Origin of the sequence: Citrobacter sp. wls827, from assembly GCF_005280875.1 — a bacterium.
Taxonomy (GTDB): domain Bacteria; phylum Pseudomonadota; class Gammaproteobacteria; order Enterobacterales; family Enterobacteriaceae; genus Citrobacter; species Citrobacter youngae.
Genome location: NZ_SZWR01000018.1, coordinates 152,467 through 176,954, shown reverse-complemented (window position 1 = coordinate 176,954; position 24,488 = coordinate 152,467). Strand labels below are relative to the sequence as shown.

Sequence of the window (24,488 nt, the reverse complement as noted above, 5' to 3'; positions counted from 1 at the left end):
ATCCTCGGAAAATGAACGATATCGCGCATAACCTGGCACATGTCCGGGACAAAATCTCAGCCGCCGCGACGCGTTGCGGGCGGTCTTCAGAAGAAGTTACGTTGCTTGCAGTCAGCAAAACCAAACCTGCGAGCGCCATCGAAGAAGCCATTACCGCAGGGCAGCGAGCCTTCGGTGAAAACTATGTCCAGGAAGGGGTGGATAAAATCCGCTACTTTCAGGAAAAAGGCGTCAACGATCTGCAGTGGCACTTTATCGGCCCGCTGCAGTCCAACAAAAGTCGTCTGGTCGCAGAACATTTTGACTGGTGCCATACGATTGATCGTCTGCGCATCGCTGCCCGTCTGAGCGAACAGCGCCCGGCAGACCTGCCGCCGCTGAATGTGTTGATCCAGATAAATATCAGCGATGAGAACAGTAAGTCAGGGATTCCGCTGGCAGAGCTTGATGCCCTGGCCGCTGAAGTCGCTGCGCTGCCGCGCATTACCCTGCGTGGTTTGATGGCAATTCCCGCGCCTGAGTCAGATTATGTAAGGCAGTTTGAAGTTGCACAGCAAATGGCTGTAGCATTTGCCGGGTTGAAAACACGCTACCCAAATATCGATACGCTCTCGCTGGGGATGTCTGATGATATGGATGCCGCTATCGCGGCGGGTAGCACGATGGTGCGCATAGGCACTGCCATTTTTGGTGCTCGTGATTACACTAAAAAATAAGGAAAACTAAGGAACACCATGAATACGTTGACCTTCCTGCTCTCAACGGTAATTGAGCTGTATACCATGGCGCTGCTATTGCGTGTGTGGATGCAGTGGTCTCGCTGCGATTTTTACAACCCGTTCTCACTGTTTATTGTGAAAATCACCCAACCTATTATTGGGCCGTTACGCCGCATTATCCCCCCGATGGGACCGATCGACAGCGCATCAGCATTAGTCGCGCTCGTTCTCAGCTTTATCAAAGCCATCGTGCTGTTTAAGGTGGTGACGTTCCAGCCGATCATCTGGATCGCCGCCGTGCTGATTGTCCTGAAAACCATCGGACTGCTGATTTTCTGGGTACTGCTGGTGATGGCGATTATGAGCTGGGTCAGCCAGGGCCGCAGCCCGGTGGAGTACGTGCTGATCCAACTGGCGGATCCGCTGCTGCGTCCTATTCGTCGTATTCTTCCGGGAATGGGAGGGATCGATTTCTCGCCGATGATCCTGGTTCTGCTGCTCTATGTCATTAACATGGGGATCGCGGAAGTGTTACAGGCGACAGGCAACATGCTGCTGCCGGGGCTGTGGATGGCACTATGAGTGCCGTAACACCCTGCGATGACGGTCTGGTTTTACGGCTCTACATTCAGCCGAAAGCCAGCCGTGACAGTATTGTGGGTTTACATGGCGACGAGCTAAAAGTCGCCATTACCGCCCCGCCGGTTGATGGACAAGCCAACAGCCATCTGGTGAAGTTTCTCGGCAAACAGTTCCGCGTAGCGAAAAGCCAGGTCGTTATTGAGAAGGGCGAGCTTGGCCGCCATAAACAGGTTAAAATTATTCATCCGCAACAGATCCCGCCCGAAATTGCGGCGCTAACTGATTAGGTATCCCATGCAAAAAGTTGTCCTCGCGACCGGCAATGCCGGTAAAGTGCGTGAACTCGCCTCTCTTCTGAGTGATTTCGGTCTTGATGTTGTTGCCCAAACGGATCTGGGTGTTGATTCTGCAGAAGAGACCGGGCTGACGTTTATTGAGAACGCCATTCTGAAGGCGCGTCATGCCGCGCAAATTACGGGTTTGCCAGCCATTGCTGATGACTCCGGCCTGGCGGTTAATGCCCTTGGCGGCGCGCCGGGTATCTATTCAGCCCGCTATTCCGGCGAAGATGCGACCGACCAACAGAACCTGGAAAAACTGCTGTACACCCTGCGGGATGTCCCGGATGACCAGCGTCAGGCGCAATTCCACTGCGTGCTGGTGTATATGCGCCATGCGGACGATCCCACGCCTTTAGTGTGCCACGGAAGCTGGCCGGGCGTGATTACCCGTGAACCGGCCGGAAACGGTGGTTTTGGTTACGACCCAATCTTTTTTGTGCCGTCCGAAGGAAAAACAGCTGCTGAGCTGACCCGCGAAGAAAAAAGTGCGATTTCCCACCGCGGACAGGCACTGAAGCTGCTGCTGGATGCCCTGCGTAATGGTTAACCTTCCGCCGCTAAGTCTTTATATTCACATCCCGTGGTGCGTGCAGAAATGCCCGTACTGCGACTTTAACTCGCATGCACTTAAGGGCGAGGTTCCTCATGACGACTATGTTCAGCACCTGCTGAGCGATCTTGATTCTGAGGTTGCACACGCTCAGGGACGTGAAGTAAAGACGATTTTTATCGGTGGTGGTACGCCGAGCCTGCTTTCTGGCCCGGCAATGCAAACGCTGCTCGACGGCGTGCGCGCACGGCTGAATCTGGCCGCAGATGCAGAAATCACGATGGAGGCGAATCCCGGGACGGTGGAAGCCGATCGCTTTGTTGATTATCAACGCGCTGGCGTCAACCGTATCTCGATTGGCGTACAGAGCTTTAGCTCCGCCAAACTCGAGCGTCTGGGACGTATTCACGGGCCGGAAGAAGCCAAACGAGCAGCACACCTGGCGAGCGATCTGGGGCTACGCAGCTTTAACCTCGACCTGATGCATGGTTTGCCGGATCAGACGCTGGAAGAGGCGCTGGGCGATTTACAGCAGGCCATCGCGCTCAACCCATCGCATCTTTCCTGGTATCAGTTGACCATCGAACCCAACACACTGTTCGGGTCCCGACCACCGGTATTACCGGACGACGACGCGCTGTGGGATATTTTTGAGCAAGGCCACCAGTTGCTGACCGCCGCCGGGTATCAACAGTACGAAACCTCAGCCTATGCGAAGCCAGGCTATCAGTGTCAGCACAACCTTAATTACTGGCGTTTTGGCGACTATCTCGGTATTGGCTGCGGCGCGCATGGCAAAATTACGTTCCCGGACGGGCGCATTCTGCGTACCACCAAAACGCGGCATCCGCGTGGCTACATGCAAGGGCGCTATCTCGAAAGCCAGCGTGATGTCGCCGAAGCCGATAAGCCGTTCGAGTTCTTTATGAACCGTTTCCGGTTGCTTGAGGCCGCGCCTCGCGCGGAGTTCACACAATATACCGGGCTTACCGAGGACGTTATTCGTCGACAGATCGATGAGGCTATTTCCCAGGGCTACCTGAGTGAATGCGATGAATACTGGCAGATTACCCAACATGGTAAGCTGTTTTTGAATTCGCTGCTGGAGCTGTTTCTGGCGGAGTAATGTTTGATGCGCCCGCGGGCGCATCATTGACATAATTATCTGATAACACCTTTGCGGCGCAGGTCATTGGTTTCCTTGTCCCAACGATCGCAGACTTCATTAATATCGGCGATTTTAATCCGCAGGTTCGTTTGCTGGGTTTGCAGTTTATACATAGCGATATTCAACGGATACTGCCCTTTTTCAAACTTAATCCAGTCATTTTGCGCTTTGCGGCTAAGCTCTTGCGACTTCAAAAATACCTGTCGGCGCTGTTCGCTTATATCGAAATCTTTTTTCTGGATGATCGGAGTTTCGTAACACTTATCCCCTTCTTTGCGACACGCCGCCAACGCAGGTTGATAAACCTCTTTTTCATATTTCGCCGCGAACGCTTCACTATCGTTATTTTTAATAAAGTCATCGCGTTCTTTGTACATATGTTTGAACGCTTCTTCCCGGGTCATTACTTTGCCATCAGCCCCCTTGCCCCAGTATGCGTCGGCTTTTTTCTTCGCCGCGGCGATCTGTGGATCCAAGGCTTTTACTTCACTTTCAGTGCTCGCAATGGATTTTCTCTGCGCCTCACACTCGGCATCTATTTGACTGAAACGGAAGTTAAAATCATCCCCGTTCACCACCAGATATTTGTCGTTAGTTTTAATATCATCAACCACCCGCCCTGTATCACTGGCCGCCATTTGCATGGAGAAATAATTGACTGTCCAGCCAGAGTCAAGTGTGCCTTTACTGGTCAGCATGGCAGAAAACTTAACCGGACGATCTTTCGTCCAGGTTCTTTCAAAAAATTTATAATCCCCGGCCAGTCCAACTAAAGCGTACAAATCATCTCTCGAGGACACATCGCCCTGGGCAGACCACGTCGCCTGATTACCTGTCGAGTCGAGATTTTTTAAGGTGACGGAATTCAGTTTAAGGATGTCATGATATTGCTTGCTAAATTGCTCTTTTAAAACTTGATCAGTGGGCTGAACCACCTCCGCCCAGCTATAACCTGAAACCAGCGCAAACAGCGTGGCTCCAGCAATCCATTGTCGAAACACGGTAATTCTCCTGTGCAAAATAACGATCGGCAATCATCATAACCACAAAAATGATTAGCAAATTAATCGTTACGCATATTCAGGAGTTTTTGAGAAAACGCCCCAGTCGGATGACCGGGGCCGGAGTGATTAATACTGATTAAACATTTCCTGAATCTGCTTAGGATCTTTGGTTTCGGTCAGCGCCAGCTGCAGCAGCACGCGGGCTTTTTGCGGGTTCAGCGAGCCAGAAGCCACAAAGCCATATTTCGCATCATCAACTTCAGCATCCTGGGTGGTGGCACCAGTCGGTACACGGGATGAACGTACGACAACGGTTCCTTTATGCGCGGCAGTTGCCAGCGTATCGAAAATGGTTTTATACAGGTTACCGTTACCTACACCCGCACTAACGATCCCTGCGTAACCCGCATCTACCAGCGCTTTTGCCGGCAGATCGGAGGCGTTAGCATAGTTGTAAACAATCCCGACTTTCGGCAGCTCGGTCAGCTTAGAAACATCGAACGGCGTGGATGTAGTGTGCTTACGCGCAGGCGTACGCTGGTAGTCGATTTTACCGTTATGAATGTAACCCAACGGGCCGTAGTTAACGGATTTGAAGGTAGCAACGTCAGTGGTATTGGTTTTGGTCACGTCGCGACCATCCATAACGGTGTCGTTCATAACCACCAGCACACCGCGGTTGGCAGAGGCTTTATCTGCGGCGGTTACCACGGCGTTATACAGGTTGAACGGGCCATCAGCGCTCATACCGGTAGATGGACGCATCGCGCCTACCAGCACCACCGGCTTGTTGCATTTGACGGTCAGATCGAGGAAATAGGCGGTTTCCTCCATGGTATCCGTACCATGCGTTACCACGAAGCCATCGGTTTTATCACACTCGGTATTAATCTTTTTCGCCAGCGTTAACCAGACGTCGTCATTCATATCCTGGGAGCCGATGTTCACTACCTGCTCACCTTTAACCACGGCGATATCTTTCAACTGAGGTACGGCCTCAACCAGATTTTCTACGCCAACCTTGCCTGCCGTGTAGTTAGATTTTGTCGCGGAATCACCGCCACCAGCAATCGTCCCGCCGGTCGCTAAAATAGTGATATTTGGCAGTGCAAGCGCCGCGCCGCTGAAACCCATAACCAGTGCGGCAAGTGCCGTTCTCTTGAAAAACTCCATGTTATTTCTCCAGTTACTTGAATTTGCAGCATTATGTCTATCTCACAGATGAATAATGTGACGAGATCCAATTAACCAGATTTATATCTCCATCAAATTGTCATTCTTAGAGATGGATATCAAAAAAACAGAAATATACAAAATAAAACGGCGCAGAATGTTTCTGCGCCGTTAAACAGAGGTGAAGATTATTTCAGAGTGCTAACCAGCGTTTTACGATCGTTTTCCAGCGTCACGACGCGGGCACAAACATCTTTGCCAAACTGCTGGAAGTCTTGTTCCTGATTCTTCCATTCGTTTTGAATTGAGGTTTGCAAGCCACCGAGACTCCCGAGCACGCCCTGCAACGGATTACCACCGCCTTTGAGTACGGCTTTGGCACCCATTTCGTTGATGCTGTCCTGCAAAATACCGCCCATCGCCTGATTAACCAGCTGTTGTCCGTCCGCGCGGACTTGATCAATCGCCTTATAATGGAAGGTCAGGCCATCAGTTCGATGCTCGATGATACGGTTCATCTGCTCTTTCAATTGCGCATCGAGCTTGGTTAAGCGGCCGCGCATGTTGCTGCTTTCACCTACTTCTTTGGCGATGATTTTATCCAGCGCTACGCGACCTTTCTCAACGCGCGCTCGGGCTCCCTCATCAATCCATGGCAGACTGCTTCGCAATGCCGCCTGATAATCTTTGGCCTGCTCACGCTGTGCAGCATTCAGGGTGTACTGTTTACCGTTGAAGGTGACATCACCGGCCTGGGTAATCACCAGGTCGCCGTTTTCGCCTTTCACCTGCACCGTTTGCGGGCTCAAAATAACATCGTCACGTGGGGTGACGCTGCACTGGTAATCTGCATGTGCGGCCATCGCCGTGAACGTTAGGACTGCCGCCAGCAGCGTTTTGCGCATCATATCTTTCCCTCAAGACAAATCGGGCCGGCATTTGCCGACCCTGTGCTACTTAGTCCCACCAAATATCGAAAAGTTCGCTGGTACGCACTTCTTCGAGTTTGTGCTCTTCCAGCCACTTACGCACGATTGCCTGGTGTTCTTCGGTGCATTTGCCGATTTCCTGCAGACAGATCAGACCTTCCCAGGCCAGATAGCCGCTGCCGTCAAAAGCCAGCTTGTTCGGTTCGATAACTTCATTGATAAAGTCATCAACGATTTGATCGACCTGCTCTCCAGATGTACCTTCCGGGAAACGCCATGCAACCGAAAATCCTACCTCCTGGAATTCTTCGATGTGCATCTTTTTACGCAGACGACGGCTACGGTTCTTTGCCATTATTTCACCCTCTCGAACATTAAGTCCCATACGCCGTGGCCAAGACGATGACCACGTTGTTCAAATTTGGTTACCGGGCGCGATTGTGGGCGCGGTACATAATCGTTACTCTCGGACTGGTTTTTATACCCGTCAATGGAGGACATCACTTCCAGCATATGTTCCGCATAAGCTTCCCAGTCGGTTGCCATGTGGAATACGCCGCCCAGCTTCAGCTTACTTAAGATATGCTCAGCAAACGGTACCTGAACGATACGGCGTTTATTATGACGTGCTTTATGCCACGGGTCAGGGAAAAACAACTGAACCATGGATAAAGAATTGTCAGGAATCATTTTATGCAGGACTTCAACGGCATCATGGCACATGACGCGCAGGTTCTCGACGCCCTCTTCATGGGCTGAAGCCAGACACGCACCAACGCCCGGTGAGTGAACCTCAATACCGAGGAAATTTTGCTCAGGACGCGCTTTCGCCATTGCGACCAGCGAAGCTCCCATACCAAAACCGATCTCAAGGGTGACTGGCGCATCACGACCAAACAGTTCTGCGAAATTTACAGGCTCTTCGCTGAACTCAACGCCCATCACCGGCCAGTAGTTTTCCAGCGCGTGTTCCTGCCCTTTCGTCAGTCGCCCCTGGCGACGAACAAAACTACGAATCCGGCGCAGAGGGCGGCCGTTTTCATCAAATTCCGGTGAAATGACGTCGTTCTTCATAAAAGTTTAGTCTGCTGTGTTTGAGTTCTGAAAACGGGCATTATCCAAAGTTAGTTGCCGGATGCAAGTAAAGGAAGAAAGTGAGCAGCGGAAAGTTCCGGTTTACACCCCGTTGCCGCTGTGCTGCAATCTTGCCCCCGGCAATAATGAAACGGTAATCATGCAAGCGTCTCAATTCTCGGCTCAGGTGTTGAGCTGGTACGACAAATACGGGCGGAAAACGCTGCCCTGGCAAATTGACAAGACGCCTTACAAAGTATGGCTCTCTGAGGTAATGCTGCAACAAACTCAGGTTGCGACCGTTATCCCTTATTTTGAGCGCTTTATGGCGCGCTTCCCAACGGTAACGGATTTAGCCCATGCGCCGCTGGATGAGGTTCTGCATTTGTGGACCGGGCTGGGTTATTACGCCCGAGCGCGTAATCTGCATAAAGCCGCGCAGCAGGTTGTGACGATGCATGGCGGCACATTCCCGCAAACCTTTGATGAGGTGGCTGCTCTGCCAGGCGTCGGTCGCTCAACCGCAGGCGCGATCCTTTCCCTCTCTCTGGGTCAGCATTTTCCGATTCTCGACGGTAACGTCAAACGCGTGCTGGCTCGCTGTTATGCTGTAAGCGGCTGGCCGGGTAAAAAAGAGGTCGAAAAGAAGCTGTGGGACCTGAGCGAGCAGGTTACGCCTGCCCATGGCGTTGAGCGTTTTAATCAGGCGATGATGGATTTAGGCGCCATGGTCTGTACGCGCTCAAAACCTAAATGTTCGCTGTGTCCGTTGGATAATGGCTGTGTGGCCAGCGCCAATGCAAGCTGGGCGCTGTACCCTGGTAAAAAACCCAAGCAAACGCTGCCGGAACGGACGGGCTATTTTTTACTGATGCAGCATGATGACGAAGTGTTGCTCGCGCAGCGACCGCCCAGCGGCTTATGGGGGGGTTTATACTGTTTTCCGCAGTTTGACGATGAAAACGGACTGCGCAACTGGCTGGCGCAACGGCAAATTAACGCAGATAATCTGACCCAACTTAATGCGTTTCGCCATACCTTTAGCCATTTCCACTTAGACATTGTGCCTATGTGGCTTCCTGTGTCTTCATTTGGCTCATGCATGGATGAAGGCAACGCGCTCTGGTATAACTTAGCGCAACCGCCGTCGGTCGGACTGGCGGCTCCCGTGGAGCGTTTGTTACAGCAATTACGTGCCGGCACACACGTTTAACGTACCGGTCGATAGAGAGGATTTTTTATGAGCAGAACGATTTTTTGCACTTTCCTGCAACGCGAAGCCGAAGGCCAGGACTTTCAGCTGTACCCGGGCGATCTGGGGAAACGCATCTATAACGAGATTTCTAAAGAAGCATGGGCGCAATGGCAGCACAAGCAAACCATGCTGATTAACGAGAAGAAGCTCAATATGATGAACGTTGAGCATCGTAAGTTACTGGAACAGGAGATGATTAACTTCCTGTTTGAAGGCAAAGATGTGCATATTGAAGGCTATACACCAGAGTCTTAAGAACCGTTGCCGGATGGCGCTGCGCTTATCCGGCCTACGATTTAATCTGGTCCTTGCAAATAACAAACACAACACGCACTCCCGGAATGATGAAAAAATTTCTCGCGCTTGCCGTTATTGCGCCGTTGCTCATCTCCTGTTCCAGTTCGACCAAAAAAGGCGATTCTTATAACGAAGCCTGGGTCAAGGATACCAACGGTTTTGATATTCTGATGGGGCAATTTGCCCATAACATTGAGAATCTGTGGGGATTTAAGGAAGTGCTGATTGCGGGTCCGAAGGACTACGTAAAGTATACCGATCAGTATCAAACCCGCAGCCATATCAACTTTGATGACGGTACGATAACCGTCGAGACCATTGCCGGGACAGATCCCGCCGGGCACCTGCGTCGGGCGATTATCAAGACATTGCTGATGGGCGATGATCCGGGTTCTATCGATCTCTATTCCGATGTCGACGACATTAAGATTTCCAAAGAGCCGTTCCTGTACGGGCAGGTGGTCGATAATACCGGCCAACCCATTCGTTGGGAGGGGCGTGCCACCAATTTCGCTGACTATCTGCTGAAAACACGCCTGAAAAGCCGCAGCAATGGTATTCGCATCATCTATAGCGTGACGATCAACCTGGTACCGAACCACCTTGATAAGCGCGCGCATAAATACGTCGGCATGGTGCGTCAGGCTTCGCGTAAGTATGGCGTCGATGAGTCGCTAATTCTGGCCATCATGCAAACCGAATCTTCATTTAACCCGTATGCGGTCAGCCATGCCGATGCGCTGGGACTGATGCAGGTGGTGCAACACAGCGCCGGGAAAGATGTGTTTCGCTCGCAAGGGCGCTCCGGCACGCCGAGCCGTAGCTTCCTGTTTGACCCGGCCAGCAACATTGATACCGGTACCGCCTATCTGGCAATGCTCAACAATGTCTATTTAGGCGGCATTGATAATCCAACCTCCCGTCGCTACGCGGTGATCACGGCATATAACGGCGGTGCGGGCAGCGTGCTGCGCGTTTTCTCGAACGATAAAATCCAGGCCGCGAATATTATCAACAGCATGACCCCGGGGGACGTTTATCAAACGCTGACCACCCGACATCCGTCTACTGAATCACGCCGATACCTTTACAAGGTCAATTCCGCACAAAAATCATATCGACGCCGCTAATATATCCCTCTTCTGCCCCGGTAAACGGGGCCCGGAAGAGGGTAAAGTGTTAACCCCATCACTCTTTTGCTTTGCAATCAGAAATTGTTTGCAAATATTTGTCACAGGTAACAAAAAAAGAGTGTCTCTCGTTGATAGAATCACATCATCAAGCCCCGGCAAATGTGCCTTTTAAAACATTCATCCGCATCACGGTGTGAGGAAATTAACATGAATCTTAAGCTGCAGCTGAAAGTGCTCTCGTTTCTGCAGTTCTGCTTATGGGGTAGTTGGCTCACTACCCTCGGCTCCTATATGTTTGTCACCCTAAAATTCGATGGTGCATCCATTGGCGCAGTGTATAGCTCGCTGGGGATCGCCGCCGTGTTTATGCCTACGCTGTTAGGGATCGTGGCCGACAAATGGATCAGTGCGAAATGGGTGTACGCCATTTGTCACCTGGTCGGCGCAGCAACGCTGTTCGCCGCAGCCGAAGTCACCACCCCAGGCGCCATGTTCTTTGTGATCTTGCTTAACTCTCTGGCCTATATGCCAACGCTGGGGTTAATCAACACCATTTCTTACTATCGCCTGCAGTCAGCCGGGATGGATATCGTTACGGACTTCCCGCCAATCCGTATCTGGGGCACCATCGGCTTTATCATGGCGATGTGGGGCGTGAGCTTCTCCGGCTTCGAGCTGAGCCATATGCAGCTGTATATCGGTGCGACGCTGTCCGTTGTTTTGGCGCTGTTCACGCTGACGTTGCCGCATATTCCGGTGGCTAACCAGCAGAAAAACCAGAGCTGGTCGTCCATGCTGGGCCTGGATGCTTTCGCGCTGTTTAAAAACAAGCGTATGGCGATTTTCTTTATCTTCTCAATGATGCTGGGCGCTGAGCTGCAGATTACCAATATGTTCGGTAATACCTTCCTGCACAGCTTCGATAACAACCCGCTGTTCTCCGGTAGCTTCATCGTTGAACACGCCTCGGTGATGATGTCGATCTCGCAGATTTCCGAGACGCTGTTTATCCTGACCATCCCGTTCTTCTTGAGCCGTTACGGTATTAAGAACGTGATGCTTATCAGTATTGTGGCGTGGATGTTGCGCTTCGGCCTGTTTGCCTACGGCGATCCGACACCGTTCGGTACCGTGCTGCTGGTTCTGTCGATGATTGTTTACGGTTGCGCCTTCGACTTCTTCAACATCTCTGGCTCGGTGTTCGTAGAGAAAGAGGTTCGCCCTGAAATCCGCGCCAGCGCACAGGGTATGTTCCTGATGATGACCAACGGCTTCGGCTGTATTCTTGGCGGTCTGGTGAGCGGTAAAGTGGTTGAACACTATACGCTGAACGGTATTACCGACTGGCAGACCGTGTGGCTGATCTTCGCAGGTTACTCGCTGGTTCTGGCTTTTGCCTTCGTGGCGCTGTTTAAATACAAACACGTACGCGTTCCGGCAGGTACCCAAACTATCGCGCACTAACGTTTACGCAGAGATAAGCGGGTTGCCAAAAGGTAACCCGCTTTTTTTGCGCTTACTTCACAACATATCCATACAGACGCTTAATACCGTCGGCATCCGTTTCACTGTAAACACCTTGCAGCTCCGGTGAGAAGCCCGGCAGCAGGTTAACGCCCTCTTCCAGCGCCAGGAAATAACGTTGGACCGCCCCGCCCCAGATTTCGCCCGGTACCACGCACAGAACGCCTGGAGGATAAGGCAGCGCACCTTCTGCCGCAACGCGACCTGCGGCATCACAAATACGCACCAGTTCGACATCACCACGGATAAAGGCGCTGTTCGCATCCTGCGGGTTCATCGCCACGGTAGGCAAACTCTCCTGTCGGAACATCGCTTTTTGCAGATCCTTGACATCAAAGCTGACGTATAAATCGTGCATCTCCTGACACAGTTCACGCAGCGTGTAATCCCGATAGCGTACCGGATACTTGTTGAAGATGGTGGGCAGCACATCTGCCAGCGGCGTATCGTCCTCAATATGCTGCTCAAACTGCGCCAGCATCGCCACCAGTTGCGCCAGTTTCTCGGTGCTTTCTGCCGGGGTCAGCAGGAACAGAATCGAGTTAAGGTCGCATTTCTCCGGAACAATGCCGTTTTCACGCAGGTAATGCGCCAGAATCGTCGCCGGAATACCAAACTCAGTATATTGCCCGGTTTGCGCATCAATGCCCGGAGTAGTTAACAACAGCTTGCAGGGATCAACGAAGTACTGGTCGCGCGCGTAGCCGGAAAAACCATGCCATTTAGCACCCGGTTCAAAGCTAAAGAAGCGGCGCTCGCTGGCAATCACCGGCGTCGGATAGCTTTCCCACGGTTTGCCATCGACTACCGGGGGAATAAACGGCTGAATCAGCTTACAGCGGGTAAGTATCGCTTTACGGGCCTCGATCCCCAGCGCTACACACTCCGCCCATAGCCGACGCCCGCTCTCGCCTTCATGGATTTTGGCGTTAACATCCAGCGCCGCAAACAGCGGGTAAAACGGACTGGTGGACGCATGCAGCATAAATGCATTGTTCAGACGCTTATGCGGACAGAACCGCGCCTGACCACGAATATGGTTATCCTTTTTGTGGATCTGCGAGGTTTGCGAGAATCCGGCCTGCTGTTTGTGTACCGACTGGGTGACAAAGATCCCCGGATCGTCAGCATTGAGCTCCAGGAGCAGCGGTGACCCATCGGCCATCATCGGAATAAATTGCTCGTAGCCAACCCAGGCAGAATCAAACAGGATGTAATCGCACAGGCTACCGATCTTGTCGATCACCTGCCGGGCGTTGTAGATCGTACCGTCATAGGTACCAAGCTGAATGATCGCCAGACGGAACGGGCGCGGCTGGTCAGCCTTGTGCGGCGCAACGTCACGCAGTTGCTGGCGCAGATACGCCTCATCAAAGCAGTGCTCATCAATACCGCCAATAAAGCCAAACGGATTACGCGCCGCTTCCAGATAAACCGGCGTCGCGCCCGCCTGGATCAGCGCGCCGTGGTGGTTGGACTTATGGTTGTTGCGGTCAAACAACACCAGATCGCCGCGCGTCAGCAGCGCATTGGTCACCACTTTATTCGCCGCAGAAGTCCCGTTCAGCACAAAGTAGGTTTTATCCGCGTGGAAAACTTTCGCGGCAAATTTCTGCGCATGTTTCGCGGATCCCTCATGAATCAGCAGATCGCCCAGCTTAACGTCAGCGTTGCACATATCCGCGCGAAACAGGTTCTCGCCAAAGAACTCGTAGAAATGTCGACCCGCCGGATGCTTCTTAAAAAACTCACCATGCTGGTGCCCCGGACAAGCAAAGGTACTGTTCCCCATTTCAACATACTGGGTCAGCGTGTCATAGAACGGCGGCAGCAACTCTTCCTCATACCGACAGGCGGCAGACTCCAGCTCCAGCCAGTCCTGCGCATTGCCGCAGATAACCGCTTCAACGTCTGCCAGGTCATCCACGTTGGTCTCTGAAAATATAAACACCGGTATGTGAAACCCGGTGCGTTTCAGCAAAGCCAGGATCCCGCTGCGGCTGTCCGCAACGGTAATGACGACTGCCGCGACGTCAGTAAAATCGGTACTGTCCAGCGTCACCACCTTGCGATGAGTAGACAGACGGGAAACCAGTTCACCACTGGCGGCAATATTCATTGATTTCATAAGCGCAAAAACCCGTATCGGGAGAATCAAAAGTCCCGGGCAAAGCCGCATTGCTATGCCCCACGAAATGACAGGTCAAACTGGTCACCAGCCCCGACCGCCAGACATCAGTAAAAGCAGATAGCCTCTGATTTTACTGTTATCCTGCAGTGAGCGTGCGCTGCCCTCACCGCATGGTGGGAGAGTATAGATAAGTCGCAGGAAGGGGCAAACGTCGCGCAAAAAGGCGATATTGAAGGCGATGTAGGGGGAGTAATGTCATCCCAGGCAGCCCCATTCAGACAGGAGAAAATTCGCGCAATCATGGCACCTTTCACCTACAGGCGCAAGATAAAATCCTGTGCTTAAACCTCACAGATAAACAAACATTTCGTCTGAAAATAGCGGCATAATAATGCAATCTGAAACATAATTTCACCCAGACAATTGCCTTTAACATCAATACGATAATAGGTATGCAGGAGCTAACGTGGTAATCGGACCCTTTATTAATGCCAGCGCCATTTTACTCGGTGGCGTTCTCGGCGCGCTGCTCAGCCAGCACTTACCCGAACGTATTCGGATCTCAATGACCTCAATATTCGGGTTGTGCTCGTTGGGGATTGGTATCCTGCTGGTTATCAAATGCGCTAACTTGCCGGTGATGGTGCTGGCAACGCTGCTCGGCACGCTGATCGGCGAGTTCTGTCATCTGGAAAAAGGCATTAATACCGCTGTCGCCAAAGCGCAGCAGCTTTTCACCAAATCGGATGTCAATGCAACACACGAATCCTTTATCCAAAGCTATGTGGCGATCATTGTGTTGTTTTGCGCCAGCGGGACCGGGATCTTCGGTGCGATCCATGAAGGGATGACCGGCGATCCTAATATTTTAATCGCCAAGTCATTTTTGGATTTCTTCACGGCCATCATCTTTGCCTGCTCATTAGGAATCGCGGTATCGGCAATTTGTGTGCCGATGTTGGCAATTCAGTTGACGCTCGCCACCTGCGCGGCTCTGATTTTACCGCTGACAACCCCAGCCATGATGGCCGATTTCAGCGCGGTAGGCGGACTGCTGTTGCTGGCGACGGGTCTACGTATTTGCGGAATCAAAATGTTTGCGGTGGTGAATATGCTTCCCGCCCTGCTGCTGGCAATGCCGCTTTCCGCAGCATGGACGGCATTTTTTGCCTGAGAATGCGTGCAATACCAGCAATGTGGTGATAGATTGTGCAGTCTGCATTGATTTGAAGAAATTTCGTTGACGAAACGAAGTGAATCGGGTTTAATGCGCCTCGTTGCCCGGATAGCTCAGTCGGTAGAGCAGGGGATTGAAAATCCCCGTGTCCTTGGTTCGATTCCGAGTCCGGGCACCACTATTCTAAAGAACCCGCCCACAAGGCGGGTTTTTGCTTTTGGGGATTCGACAATTCGGATCCTTATCTCTTATCTGGCTGGGCATAGCGCGAAGGCCAGATTTTTTCCGGCGCAACATCCAACTCCTCCGCGATCAATCTTTCTCCCTTCGGCCAGTGTTTTATCAACGCGTTTGCTAAAGTAGAGGACGCCAGCCCAGATTTGCGGGAAACGGCGGATAACGACGTTCCACGTTTTTTCAGCGCCGCGATAATGTCGGCGGGATGCCAGTCCAGTTGCATCATGCTCATGCCGCTACCCCGTCAATAAATTTTACGCCATCAGGAGTGCGCAGCCAGCGCGGGGCTTTCATTTCCGCGGCGAAGTAGTTGATCAGGTCATACAACAGCCAGCTAAGCAATTTCTCCGTTTCCGAGGAAAACCCCTGCCCCGCCAGCGTTTGCGTCAGGGCAAGGCAGTAGCTGCAAAGTTCGGTACATTCTGGCCCAAACTGAGGAGCGTTTGCGGGGAGAGTATCAACGGTCAGGCTTTCAATAAGATGCGGCGGAACAGGTTCTAACAGCGTGGGCTGGAGCAGCGTCAGAGCGGTGTTAAGTCTGCCGCAGAGCGCCATTTTTAACGCGATATCTTTACTTTCAATCAGGGTTTCGGCGAAGTTTTCGCAGTGGCTGGCAAGGACGGTGAAGTCCGTGGCGGCATTGAAGGGAACAGTAAGTAACGGGTGTGTCTGGTTGGGGATCGTAGCCATAGTGGCAGCCTCCTGTAACGGGTTTATATTTCCGCCACCGGAGAGGTCAATCCCACGGGTGGCGGAACCGGACGGGGTTGACCTTACCGGCGTTACAGGAAACCGGCGCACCTTGCGGTGCCCCCGCCCGGCCCGCCATAGAGGTGTAGCCGTGCGCACGACATAAAAAAAGACGCGGGCGCGTCGTATGTCGCCTGTAACAGTTTTCAGGAGGTCAAGCCCGGCACCTGATTTTGCAGGTGCGGGTAAAAGATACCGCGTTTGGCGGTTAACAACAAGGAGGTTTTATGGAATGTAGATCGCAGATTGTTATAAATAATAGACATATAGTTACAAAACTAAGTGTTATGCTAAAGGCAATTAAGACGGAGAAAAGTGATCATCAATGGACATGAAAATTACCAGAAAAAGGAATGATAAGCATCATGCAGCCATTATTGAGAATCTACACGGAATTAAGCATCCAATGCCATGTTATGAATACCATGGCAATTTCTTCGAAAACAGATTATTTTCAACAACCGATATAATAATATCTAAAAAAATACAGACACTTCTATCATTATATTTCATAACTTTGATTATAAAAGCATTAACCTTATTATATAAAAAGGAGATTACACATGGCTAAGCATAATGTTTTTATTAGCTATCATCATAAGAACGATCAGGATTTTAAAGAAGAACTCTTAAAATTAAATGAAGAGCACAAAATTTTCATTGACCAATCGGTTTATACTGGAGATATTGATGAAACTCTTGATGCCCAAGTTATTCGTGAAAAAATTCGTGACGAATATTTGAGCGATTCAACGGTAACAATACTACTCGTCGGTACAGAAACCAAAAACAGAAAGCATATTGACTGGGAGCTATATTCCAGCATGTATGATGGGAAAATAAACAAAAAATCAGGTGTTTTAGTAATTAACTTGCCAACTATAAAAAGTAGTATCCATGCTGCTCATGGTGAGCAAGAATATTATCCAGGAACTAGCTGGACAACATTAAAATGTCGATCTGATTATGAAGAAAGGCATCCTTTCTTACCAGAAAGGATAATAGATAACCTGCTAAATCCAAACGCAAAAATATCAGTAACCAACTGGAACAGCATTAAAGACAATCCGTCTTTCCTCTCCGAACTCATTGACAAAACATTCGACTCAAAAAAAACAAATAATTATAATTTATCGAGAGAAATGAGAAAAAACAACTCTTAAGGAATATGTTTATGCCGTCAAAACAAAGCATTGCAATATATTTTATTTATCATAATAAAGATAAGTGCGAGGTTGTTGATAAAGGGATAGATTATGTCTTTAATTTACTGAAAAGAGATATACAGCGGCCCTTCTCTAGAGCTCTTAATTTACCAGTATTTTTCAGGACATCTCTGGATGAACAACCTCCAGCAGATATACCTGAAACAGCAGACAAAACGCTAGCATTTACTTTTGTTGGCAACCACTTCTTAACTAATGAAGGTTGGGTTAATTATCTATCAAAGCTTGAAAGTAAAAAAAATTACCATATCATTCCCATAGCGCTCAATCGAAACGCTTATAATCTAGATAATGACCTAAACGATATAAATTTCATCAGAGCATACGATTTCCCCACTGAATTTTTTAATGAAAATCTATTTATATCCATTGCTCACGAAATTTATCGCATAACACTAAATGAAAATTTCAAAGAAATAAAAATTGGCACTGATACAACTATTGAATTTTTCCTTAGCCATACTAAAGACGGTAAGCAAGGAGAAAACATTGCAAAGCAGTTGAAACTATTTTTAGATCAAAGTCGATTATCATGTTTTTTTGATGCTACTGACATCGCTCATGGATATGAATTTTCAACAGAAATAGAAAATCATATCAAAAAATCATCTTTAATAGCGATCCACTCCGACTCATATACCTCCCGCTACTGGTGTCAAAAAGAGTTAGAATACGCAAAAAAACATAACCGCCCCATCATTGCCGTAGATTGTCTTGAAGAGTATGAAGATCGACGTTTTCCATTATTCTCTAACATTCCAGCCATTCACGTTTTACATTCTCAAAAAAATGTGCTGCCAGATAAGGACTGTTATAGAATAATCATTGCTGCTTTATTAGAAACAATTAGATTCTTTTATTCTAAAATCCAATTCCAGAAATACAAAAAAAGAGGGTGGATAGAGAACGATATCAAAGGATTGTATCGACCACCTGAACTTCTGGATATACTAAATATTATAAAAGAGGGTATTGAAAACAAGAAATTAATATATCCAGAACCTCCAGTATATGAAGACGAACACCAGATACTAAAAGAATTAAATGTCGATGCAAAAACGATACTAACATATCGATTCAATGAAATTAAAGGAAAAAAAATCGGAATATCCATTTCAGATATTGAAGAGACTGAACTAATAAAAACAGGAAAACGTCCTGACAACCTTATCTTGTTATCGCAAGATTTAGCCAGACATATATTATCCAGAGAAGCAACGCTTATTTATGGTGGTGATTTACGGCCCGACGGATTTACATCATTTTTATTAGATGAGGCAGAAGTCATCCAGAGTCGTCTAAAATCAAGACGAATATTTATCAAAAACTATATTTCTTGGCCTATTTACTTAAATACAAACATTGATTTATTAAACTGGCAGGCAAGATATAATAGGGTTGCAAAATTTGAGAAATGTGAATTACCAAAGCAGCAAATCCCCACTCAATTGACTGTCGATGTGAATACTTTCATCCCTCCAGATATTAAAGAAAATATATATATCTGGTCCAAGTCTCTTTCCAGTATGAGAAAAAGAATGATACAGGAGTGTGATGCAAGGATTTGTGCAGGTGGAAGATTAACAGGATATAAAGGCTGTATGCCCGGGGTACTGGAAGAAGTACTTTTAACAATCGAGCACAAAAAACCGCTCTTCTTATTAGGCGGTTTCGGTGGTATTGCAAGCTATATATGCCATTGTATAAAAACAAATAATATACCTGAAGAGCTAACTAGAAATTGGCAAATCTACAGCAATGGTGGGTACAAAATGTTACTTGATTATATAAATGAAATAGACAGCCAATACATCCCTAACTATACCGATTTAAATAAAATTCTGAATTATCAAAACCTGAACAATGGATTATCCGAAGAAGAAAACAACCAGTTATTTAATACTGAATATATTGATGAGGCAATATATTTAATATTAAGGGGATTAAATAATTTAAGTTGAAATATATTTATCTAAAAGTCTTAGCTAAAACGTCCGTATAAATTCCAGAACATTGAAGGTGATTGCTCAAGCAATCACCTGACTCAATAAATCACCAGTTTTGGTTCATCTAACGAAGCGGAACCAGTCCACTCAAGATAAGATTATAATCAGTAAAGTAGTTCCATTTTAATTACGCCTTTCTCACAACTTCGCTGATATACAATAATTACTCAGTATCACAAATCAGGAATAAACCCTTCTTCCCGCAGAACTTTAATCACTCCACGTATCAGATACGAATTAGAAAACTTCGCCGTATAGGTACGCGCCCCTTCTTCTACTGGCTGGAGCAACCCCCGCTCAATCAGCTTACCAAGCTGATAAGTCACCTGCGTCGGCTTCAGATCGGGTAAAACGGCACGCAGATCGCCCGCTTTTATCGTTCCTAACTCAACAGAACGTTTCAGAACCTTCGATTCCAGCGGATTTATCAGCCCCCTCTCCGACGAAAAATCGATAGCCGGATACAGAATTTTTTCGCTCAGGAAAGCGTGATTTGTCAGTTGATCAACTTTCTTCAGCTCAGAGGAGATCCCCGAAAGCACATATAAACACCACTCTTCCAGCCCCTGCTCTGTTCCCTTATCGGCTAACGAAAGCATGGCGTAATAACGTTCACGATCGTTACAGAATACCGCTGTCGGATTGAGAACCCGACCACCAGCCTGAACATTAAAACCATATTTAATAAGCAACGCGTAGGTTAGCAATCTGACGGTTCTGCCATTACCGTTACCAAAAGGATGTATCCAGCCGAAGCGATGATGCACCAGAGCAATCTTCATCAGATCGTACTTTGGCTTATCGGCGCGGTTAATAAAGGCGGTCAGTTCCGCCATATAATCAGGAACGCGGATGTGGTCCGGCGGTAAATGGTCAGACTGAGCAATGCTGACGTTATGTTGCCGATATGCACCGGGCGTTCTGTCGCCTTCCTGTTGCAGCCCGGCGACCGCCAGACTATGCAACTCGCGGATAAAATATTCCGTTATGTCATCGCCATTGCTCAGATATTCGTCGATGAACTCCATCGCGGCTTCAATATTGTTGATTTCTTTGAGCTGGTCCGTCGAACTCTGCATTCCTTCCACCTTGCTTTCAACATAGTCGGCAAGCGTGGTGTGGTTTCCCTCAATCCTTGCAGAGCCAAGACTCTCCAGCATGTGGAAAACAGCCTTCAACTGCGCAAACAGGATCGGGTGAACGTCGGTTTCCAGCCGCAGATGCCGGAGGATCTCCAGTTCCGTCAACGCGTCGACCAAAGGGGAGTCAAAGCTGGGGTTCAGAAGCGAAAGTTCAAAGTGATTAAATTGAGCCATGATGTTTAGTTATCTCAACTGCTGCATGACGGTATCTCAAAAGTATAGCAAAAATACCAATAGAATCTATCAATTAGAAAATACACCACTTTTTGTTATCTCAAAAACTGTTGTTCCAATATATCAAATGTAAGTTTGAAAGATGTTCAATGCGAAAGCGCGGAATGCCGCTATCTGACCACCAGTCAAAGACTAACCGATAACCAACTGAGTAAGAAGCTTACGACTTTCCGAGAGCGCTTCAAACTGACGGTCTATCTGCGTCAGCTGTTCTCGCACTTTAGCTTTTAGTTCCTCGCAAGGCGAGGTTCCTGCATATGCGCAATTCAGCAAACTACGCACAACGGGTAATGTGAAGCCTGCGCCATTCAGAATAAGTATCCGTCTGACAATATCCACATCTTCTGAGGTGAAACTGCGATAGCCTGCATCGGTTCGCGCAGGATGAAGCAAACCTTCGCTCTCGTAGTGCCGAAGCATACGTATGCTAACGCCAGTCAATGCCGCCAGTTTTCCAATCTGCATAACGCCCTCTTGACTCTGACACCACTGTCAGAGTGTAAGCTTTGAGTTCCCGAAAAAACAGGAATAGCAACATGTTAAAATTAATCATGTGTGTCAAAAGGCGTCCCCATTTAACGCGGGGAGAATTTGATCATTATTGACGTAATCACCATGCTTCATTGGTGATTAAACACGCTGAACGTCTTGGTATTCGTAAGTACATCCAGACTGTTCCCTTTGCGCACAGTGCCGCACAATCAGCACTTCAACAAACAAGGAATTCAGCACCCGTCGATTTTGATGGCTGCGCCGAGCTATGGTGGGACGATCTGGAATCACATCTTGCAGCCCGGAAAACAGCGGAAGGGTTAAGCGCTCTTCGGGAACTTATTGAGGATGAGGGTAAATTCGTGGATTTGGAGCAGTCGCAACTCTGGTACGGCGAGGAACGCTATGTGATTTCTGAGTGAAACATCGGTTGGTTTAAAAATTTAGCTATTCGTCGATTCAAAAGCGACCTTTAGCCGGTAATTTAAACCAACCAACTCAGGTACTAACACTCTATTTTTCGTGATAATCATCACAAAAACAAAGCGATTTTTTATGGGGGCCTTAGTGGGGGCGCTGGTTCTGACTTTTTTCAATGAAACCAAAGAGAAACAGCATGTTAATCGTGGATATGATTCCGAGTCCGGCACCACTATTTAGAGAACCCAGCCTATGGCTGTTTTTTTGCTTTTGGGTGTTTTAAGCGCTATTGCCCACAAAGATCCCCCGTGCTGGCAACATCACCACCACAGGGGGTTGCGATTATTCCTGCACCACAATCAACGGCTCGATATCGCTCTCTTTTTTAATCACCAGCGACTCGTCACCGCGCAGGCAGGTCCCGCCGTAGTTACCACCTACGGTGAACGTACAAACCTGAATATATTTACCGGCAACCTTCGGCAGACACCAAAGCTGCTGATAAATGTTCTTCTGCCCAGCAAACTTACCGCTGGTTTTATCCAGCAGCTCTTCCTGATGACTCACCAGATCGATGTTGCTGCCACAACGTCCTGCAATAGGTTTCACCGCATAACCGGTTTGCGCCAGCTCTTCATTAACAGTGAAATCGGTATCAAGCAGATAGCGGTGGTGCGGGAAAAGCTGCCAGAGGATCGGCAAAATCGCTTTGTTGCCAGGGATCACCGTCCACAGAGGTTCGAACACCAGCACTTCCGGGCGCAGCAACACGTCGATTAAACGCACTTCCTGATTGGTATGCCCGGTACGAATTGGCACCGCTGCATACTCCGTTTCGCTGACCTCTCGCACCTGCTCAATCGCAGTTTCCCACGCCCAGGTTTTCCAGACGCAGTTCACCAGGCGACCGTCACCGTCAATCAGTTGACCGGCATCATCCCAACGTAGCTCATCAAGGCCACGCAGAATTTTGCTGTCAAACCCGGCCTGACGCAGCGCCTGCTGCATAAACTGCGCGTGGTAGTTTTCCTCGATATCCTTGTCCTGCATGATGTGGACAAAAGGACGCGCGCGGCTGTGCTTCCAGGCCCCCGCCAGTTCGTTGATCAACCCTTCAGCCGGGTTGTGTCCCTGCCCTGTGTAGCCCCGCTCGGCCCATCTTTCGAGGATCAACCCGGCTTCGGTATGGCACGATGCGGAATCGGCGTTGTACTCGTACACCTTCAGTCCGCGTTCATCCATACAGAAATCCATACGTCCCGTAATCATATGATGCCGACGACGCTGCCAGGAAAGGCGCAGACGCGGCCAGAGGATTTTCGGGATATCGAACAGCGCCAGCAGGTTGTCGTCTTTCAGCACCTTGTCGGTCGCGTGCAGGTACATCAGGTGTAACTCGTTAGTTGCTTTGATCAGCTCCTGCTCGGCACTCTCGGTAATGGTGAAGTACTGATGCGGATCCTGATTAATGACGTGACCGTTCGCCAGCACGTAGGCTTTTTGCAGCGGATCCTGCTCATCCAGCCATTTACCGTCGAACTGTCCGTTATCTTCCAGTCGCGCGCTGCCAATTTTCAGCGAGTCATTGGCGATCTCCGGCTGCGGCAGGCTGTAACGGGTATCCTCGGTCTGGATCATCCAGCCAAGTATGGTGGTGTCGTCAAAGGTATCCCGCAGGGTGTAGCAACCGTTTTCAACCACCATCTCCAGTTCACGGGTCCACTGCTGTCCGGGAGGCAGCGGCGTATGGAGCACGTTCTGTTCGGCAATACGGATTTTGTTTTCCAGCAACTGGGTAACGACCGCCACATGCCCGGTATCTTTAAATTCGCCGCCTTTTTGCCAGATAAGCAACGCGCCTGCTACCGGCGCGCGGGGCGAACCATTGGGAAATGCCTGTAACGGCAGGATATTGTCATTCACCACTTCACGCAGGAAGCGTAAGGAGAAGATCTCCCAGGCCATGCCTACATCGGTGAAGACCACGCCATAGTTAAGGAACAGAAAGCGGCGTGCAAACTCTACGCACTGCCATTTGTGGCCCATGTATTCGTCGTCGATATAGCTGCGAAATGCCGCATCATCGTCGTAGTCCCGCGGGTCGAGGGAGCTGTAATCTGAAGAGTAGATTGCTACGCCGCCTGGGGCGTAGCCCAATAATGTCCCGAATGGGGCATCCTGACTGGTCGTTCCTTTGCTCATGCACCTTACCTCAAAACAATACAGCCTGAGCAGGTTGGCGTGAATTTTTCGCTCTGATTGCCTGCTCTGCGACACTAACCGGACAGAGGTCGACATCATCATACACCTCAACGCAGCGGCTGGCGCTCAGAAGCGAAAAATTCACAGCAGGAACTACGCTTTGGCCAGGGTGACCGGTGCGCTTTTATAGGCCGGAGTCAAACTTTGTGTATCTACCGCATCCAGCGAAAGCAGGACATTCGCTTCAGGTAGATACGCGCCAATTGAACCCGCCGCCATGTTGTAAATCACCACCGTTAAGCCGTACATGATGCGATCCGCGCACGGCTGGCCGTTGTCACCCAGCGCCTGAACGTTGACCACATCACCCTGGCTCAGACCGCGAGCCGCCGCTTCCTCGGCGCTTAAAAACACCACATCCCGACGACCGGTAATGCCGCGATAGCGATCGTTCATACCATAAATCGTGGTGTTGTACTGATCGTGGCTGCGTAGCGTCGCCAGTATCAGCGTATCGGCAGGCTGATTTTCCCGCTCTACCGCCCGCTGATGGCTGACGATAAAGTTGGCTTTGCCATTCTCCGTTCGCCATTCACGGCGCGAAGCAGGCGTATCCATACGAAATCCGCCCGGCTCGGCAATACGCGCGTTGTAATCGTGGAACGCCGGGATCACGGCTTCAATGGCGTTACGGATCAGCGCGTAGTCCCCGGTCAACGCTT

Annotated in this window: 25 protein-coding genes and 1 tRNA gene; 14 read left to right on the top strand and 12 right to left on the bottom strand. The window is 49.5% G+C overall.

Going from position 1 to position 24,488, the window contains the following annotated elements:
- Positions 1-11: 11 nt before the first annotated feature.
- The 5 genes from FDX03_RS14085 to hemW are packed head-to-tail and all read left to right on the top strand — an operon-like array spanning position 12 to position 3,318.
- Complete coding sequence (locus tag FDX03_RS14085; protein ID WP_048213195.1) at positions 12-716, top strand: YggS family pyridoxal phosphate-dependent enzyme; 705 nt, start codon at positions 12-14, stop codon at positions 714-716.
- Positions 717-734: 18 nt separating this feature from the next.
- Positions 735-1,301 (top strand): YggT family protein, encoded by a 567-nt coding sequence (locus FDX03_RS14080; RefSeq protein ID WP_137346086.1) that lies wholly within the window; start codon positions 735-737, stop codon positions 1,299-1,301.
- The gene (gene yggU / locus FDX03_RS14075) at positions 1,298-1,588 is read left to right on the top strand and encodes a DUF167 family protein YggU (RefSeq protein ID WP_005123286.1); all 291 of its coding nucleotides are present in this window, start codon (positions 1,298-1,300) and stop codon (positions 1,586-1,588) included. Before FDX03_RS14080 ends, yggU begins: the two co-directional genes overlap by 4 nt.
- A 7-nt stretch (positions 1,589-1,595) precedes the next feature.
- The gene (locus tag FDX03_RS14070) at positions 1,596-2,189 is read left to right on the top strand and encodes an XTP/dITP diphosphatase (RefSeq protein WP_115642890.1); all 594 of its coding nucleotides are present in this window, start codon (positions 1,596-1,598) and stop codon (positions 2,187-2,189) included.
- Positions 2,182-3,318 carry a radical SAM family heme chaperone HemW gene (gene hemW, locus FDX03_RS14065; protein WP_137346085.1) on the top strand — a complete coding sequence of 379 codons (1,137 nt, stop codon included), beginning with the start codon at positions 2,182-2,184 and terminating at the stop codon, positions 3,316-3,318. Before FDX03_RS14070 ends, hemW begins: the two co-directional genes overlap by 8 nt.
- Positions 3,319-3,353: 35 nt before the next feature.
- Here hemW and FDX03_RS14060 read toward each other — a convergent pair whose 3' ends face one another.
- From FDX03_RS14060 to trmB, 5 genes are all read right to left on the bottom strand, one after another.
- Complete coding sequence (locus tag FDX03_RS14060) at positions 3,354-4,361, bottom strand: DUF1202 family protein (RefSeq protein WP_115642888.1); 1,008 nt, start codon at positions 4,359-4,361, stop codon at positions 3,354-3,356.
- 129 nt (positions 4,362-4,490) lie between these two features.
- Positions 4,491-5,537: an L-asparaginase 2 gene (ansB, locus tag FDX03_RS14055; protein WP_115601485.1), complete on the bottom strand. Its 1,047-nt coding sequence runs from the start codon at positions 5,535-5,537 to the stop codon at positions 4,491-4,493.
- Positions 5,538-5,725: 188 nt separating this feature from the next.
- Positions 5,726-6,445, bottom strand: a complete 720-nt coding sequence (locus FDX03_RS14050; RefSeq protein WP_115601484.1) for a DUF2884 domain-containing protein — start codon at positions 6,443-6,445, stop codon at positions 5,726-5,728.
- 49 nt (positions 6,446-6,494) lie between these two features.
- Positions 6,495-6,821, bottom strand: a complete 327-nt coding sequence (locus FDX03_RS14045) for a YggL family protein (RefSeq protein ID WP_003027115.1) — start codon at positions 6,819-6,821, stop codon at positions 6,495-6,497.
- Positions 6,821-7,540 (bottom strand): tRNA (guanosine(46)-N7)-methyltransferase TrmB, encoded by a 720-nt coding sequence (trmB, locus tag FDX03_RS14040; RefSeq protein WP_003027117.1) that lies wholly within the window; start codon positions 7,538-7,540, stop codon positions 6,821-6,823. Before trmB ends, FDX03_RS14045 begins: the two co-directional genes overlap by 1 nt.
- A gap of 160 nt (positions 7,541-7,700) precedes the next feature.
- On the opposite strand from trmB, the gene mutY reads away from it, so the two are divergent.
- The 4 genes from mutY to FDX03_RS14020 all read left to right on the top strand — a co-directional run bounded on the left by mutY (position 7,701) and on the right by FDX03_RS14020 (position 11,689).
- Positions 7,701-8,753, top strand: coding sequence for an A/G-specific adenine glycosylase (mutY, locus tag FDX03_RS14035; RefSeq protein ID WP_116360767.1), 1,053 nt, complete (start codon positions 7,701-7,703; stop codon positions 8,751-8,753).
- Positions 8,754-8,780: 27 nt separating this feature from the next.
- A complete protein-coding gene (locus tag FDX03_RS14030) occupies positions 8,781-9,050 on the top strand; it encodes an oxidative damage protection protein (RefSeq protein ID WP_003027126.1) in 270 nt (89 codons plus the stop codon).
- A gap of 86 nt (positions 9,051-9,136) precedes the next feature.
- Positions 9,137-10,222, top strand: a complete 1,086-nt coding sequence (gene mltC / locus FDX03_RS14025; protein ID WP_137346084.1) for a membrane-bound lytic murein transglycosylase MltC — start codon at positions 9,137-9,139, stop codon at positions 10,220-10,222.
- Positions 10,223-10,432: 210 nt separating this feature from the next.
- Positions 10,433-11,689: a nucleoside permease gene (locus FDX03_RS14020; RefSeq protein WP_003027130.1), complete on the top strand. Its 1,257-nt coding sequence runs from the start codon at positions 10,433-10,435 to the stop codon at positions 11,687-11,689.
- 52 nt (positions 11,690-11,741) lie between these two features.
- Here the strand turns inward: FDX03_RS14020 and FDX03_RS14015 are convergent, their stop codons facing one another.
- The gene (locus FDX03_RS14015; RefSeq protein WP_137346083.1) at positions 11,742-13,877 is read right to left on the bottom strand and encodes an ornithine decarboxylase; all 2,136 of its coding nucleotides are present in this window, start codon (positions 13,875-13,877) and stop codon (positions 11,742-11,744) included.
- 469 nt (positions 13,878-14,346) lie between these two features.
- Here FDX03_RS14015 and FDX03_RS14010 point away from each other — a divergent pair, with 469 nt between their 5' ends.
- Together FDX03_RS14010 and FDX03_RS14005 are read left to right on the top strand one after the other, a co-directional pair.
- Positions 14,347-15,054 (top strand): DUF554 domain-containing protein, encoded by a 708-nt coding sequence (locus FDX03_RS14010; RefSeq protein WP_137346082.1) that lies wholly within the window; start codon positions 14,347-14,349, stop codon positions 15,052-15,054.
- A 105-nt stretch (positions 15,055-15,159) separates the two neighbouring features.
- Positions 15,160-15,235, top strand: a tRNA-Phe gene (locus tag FDX03_RS14005).
- Between the two features lie 63 nt (positions 15,236-15,298).
- Here the strand turns inward: FDX03_RS14005 and FDX03_RS14000 are convergent.
- Entirely contained in the window at positions 15,299-15,520 is a 222-nt protein-coding gene (locus FDX03_RS14000; RefSeq protein WP_040229952.1) for a helix-turn-helix transcriptional regulator, read from the bottom strand.
- A gap of 2 nt (positions 15,521-15,522) precedes the next feature.
- Complete coding sequence (locus FDX03_RS13995; protein WP_137346081.1) at positions 15,523-15,984, bottom strand: hypothetical protein; 462 nt, start codon at positions 15,982-15,984, stop codon at positions 15,523-15,525.
- Between the two features lie 623 nt (positions 15,985-16,607).
- Here FDX03_RS13995 and FDX03_RS13985 point away from each other — a divergent pair.
- Positions 16,608-17,207: a TIR domain-containing protein gene (locus tag FDX03_RS13985; protein ID WP_137346079.1), complete on the top strand. Its 600-nt coding sequence runs from the start codon at positions 16,608-16,610 to the stop codon at positions 17,205-17,207.
- Between the two features lie 11 nt (positions 17,208-17,218).
- Positions 17,219-19,231 carry a TIR domain-containing protein gene (locus FDX03_RS13980; protein ID WP_170973099.1) on the top strand — a complete coding sequence of 671 codons (2,013 nt, stop codon included), beginning with the start codon at positions 17,219-17,221 and terminating at the stop codon, positions 19,229-19,231.
- Between the two features lie 218 nt (positions 19,232-19,449).
- On the opposite strand, the gene FDX03_RS13975 is transcribed toward FDX03_RS13980, so the two are convergent.
- The gene (locus FDX03_RS13975; protein WP_137346077.1) at positions 19,450-20,592 is read right to left on the bottom strand and encodes a Fic family protein; all 1,143 of its coding nucleotides are present in this window, start codon (positions 20,590-20,592) and stop codon (positions 19,450-19,452) included.
- Between the two features lie 192 nt (positions 20,593-20,784).
- Positions 20,785-21,117 carry a MerR family transcriptional regulator gene (locus FDX03_RS13970; protein ID WP_137346076.1) on the bottom strand — a complete coding sequence of 111 codons (333 nt, stop codon included), beginning with the start codon at positions 21,115-21,117 and terminating at the stop codon, positions 20,785-20,787.
- Between the two features lie 161 nt (positions 21,118-21,278).
- Here FDX03_RS13970 and FDX03_RS13965 point away from each other — a divergent pair, with 161 nt between their 5' ends.
- On the top strand, positions 21,279-21,566 hold the full coding sequence (locus FDX03_RS13965) for an EthD domain-containing protein (RefSeq protein ID WP_283204887.1): 288 nt from the start codon (positions 21,279-21,281) through the stop codon (positions 21,564-21,566).
- 340 nt (positions 21,567-21,906) lie between these two features.
- On the opposite strand, the gene gss is transcribed toward FDX03_RS13965, so the two are convergent.
- Positions 21,907-23,766, bottom strand: a complete 1,860-nt coding sequence (gene gss, locus FDX03_RS13960; RefSeq protein WP_137346075.1) for a bifunctional glutathionylspermidine amidase/synthase — start codon at positions 23,764-23,766, stop codon at positions 21,907-21,909.
- A 153-nt stretch (positions 23,767-23,919) separates the two neighbouring features.
- A partial coding sequence (locus FDX03_RS23415) for a molybdopterin dinucleotide binding domain-containing protein (RefSeq protein ID WP_283204886.1) occupies positions 23,920-24,488 on the bottom strand: 569 nt, incomplete at its 5' end.

Excerpts from the sequence above, each read along its gene's own strand:
- hemW (WP_137346085.1), top strand. The coding sequence starts at position 2,182 with ATGGTTAACCTTCCGCCGCTAAGTCTTTATATTCACATCCCGTGGTGC.
- trmB (WP_003027117.1), bottom strand. The coding sequence starts at position 7,540 with ATGAAGAACGACGTCATTTCACCGGAATTTGATGAAAACGGCCGCCCT.
- FDX03_RS14045 (WP_003027115.1), bottom strand. The coding sequence starts at position 6,821 with ATGGCAAAGAACCGTAGCCGTCGTCTGCGTAAAAAGATGCACATCGAA.
- FDX03_RS14070 (WP_115642890.1), top strand. The coding sequence starts at position 1,596 with ATGCAAAAAGTTGTCCTCGCGACCGGCAATGCCGGTAAAGTGCGTGAA.
- FDX03_RS14080 (WP_137346086.1), top strand. The coding sequence starts at position 735 with ATGAATACGTTGACCTTCCTGCTCTCAACGGTAATTGAGCTGTATACC.
- ansB (WP_115601485.1), bottom strand. The coding sequence starts at position 5,537 with ATGGAGTTTTTCAAGAGAACGGCACTTGCCGCACTGGTTATGGGTTTC.
- FDX03_RS14050 (WP_115601484.1), bottom strand. The coding sequence starts at position 6,445 with ATGATGCGCAAAACGCTGCTGGCGGCAGTCCTAACGTTCACGGCGATG.
- yggU (WP_005123286.1), top strand. The coding sequence starts at position 1,298 with ATGAGTGCCGTAACACCCTGCGATGACGGTCTGGTTTTACGGCTCTAC.
- mltC (WP_137346084.1), top strand. The coding sequence starts at position 9,137 with ATGATGAAAAAATTTCTCGCGCTTGCCGTTATTGCGCCGTTGCTCATC.
- FDX03_RS14000 (WP_040229952.1), bottom strand. The coding sequence starts at position 15,520 with ATGATGCAACTGGACTGGCATCCCGCCGACATTATCGCGGCGCTGAAA.
- FDX03_RS14020 (WP_003027130.1), top strand. The coding sequence starts at position 10,433 with ATGAATCTTAAGCTGCAGCTGAAAGTGCTCTCGTTTCTGCAGTTCTGC.
- FDX03_RS14015 (WP_137346083.1), bottom strand. The coding sequence starts at position 13,877 with ATGAAATCAATGAATATTGCCGCCAGTGGTGAACTGGTTTCCCGTCTG.
- FDX03_RS14085 (WP_048213195.1), top strand. The coding sequence starts at position 12 with ATGAACGATATCGCGCATAACCTGGCACATGTCCGGGACAAAATCTCA.
- FDX03_RS13975 (WP_137346077.1), bottom strand. The coding sequence starts at position 20,592 with ATGGCTCAATTTAATCACTTTGAACTTTCGCTTCTGAACCCCAGCTTT.
- FDX03_RS13995 (WP_137346081.1), bottom strand. The coding sequence starts at position 15,984 with ATGGCTACGATCCCCAACCAGACACACCCGTTACTTACTGTTCCCTTC.
- mutY (WP_116360767.1), top strand. The coding sequence starts at position 7,701 with ATGCAAGCGTCTCAATTCTCGGCTCAGGTGTTGAGCTGGTACGACAAA.
- FDX03_RS14030 (WP_003027126.1), top strand. The coding sequence starts at position 8,781 with ATGAGCAGAACGATTTTTTGCACTTTCCTGCAACGCGAAGCCGAAGGC.
- gss (WP_137346075.1), bottom strand. The coding sequence starts at position 23,766 with ATGAGCAAAGGAACGACCAGTCAGGATGCCCCATTCGGGACATTATTG.
- FDX03_RS13985 (WP_137346079.1), top strand. The coding sequence starts at position 16,608 with ATGGCTAAGCATAATGTTTTTATTAGCTATCATCATAAGAACGATCAG.
- FDX03_RS13970 (WP_137346076.1), bottom strand. The coding sequence starts at position 21,117 with ATGCAGATTGGAAAACTGGCGGCATTGACTGGCGTTAGCATACGTATG.
- FDX03_RS13980 (WP_170973099.1), top strand. The coding sequence starts at position 17,219 with ATGCCGTCAAAACAAAGCATTGCAATATATTTTATTTATCATAATAAA.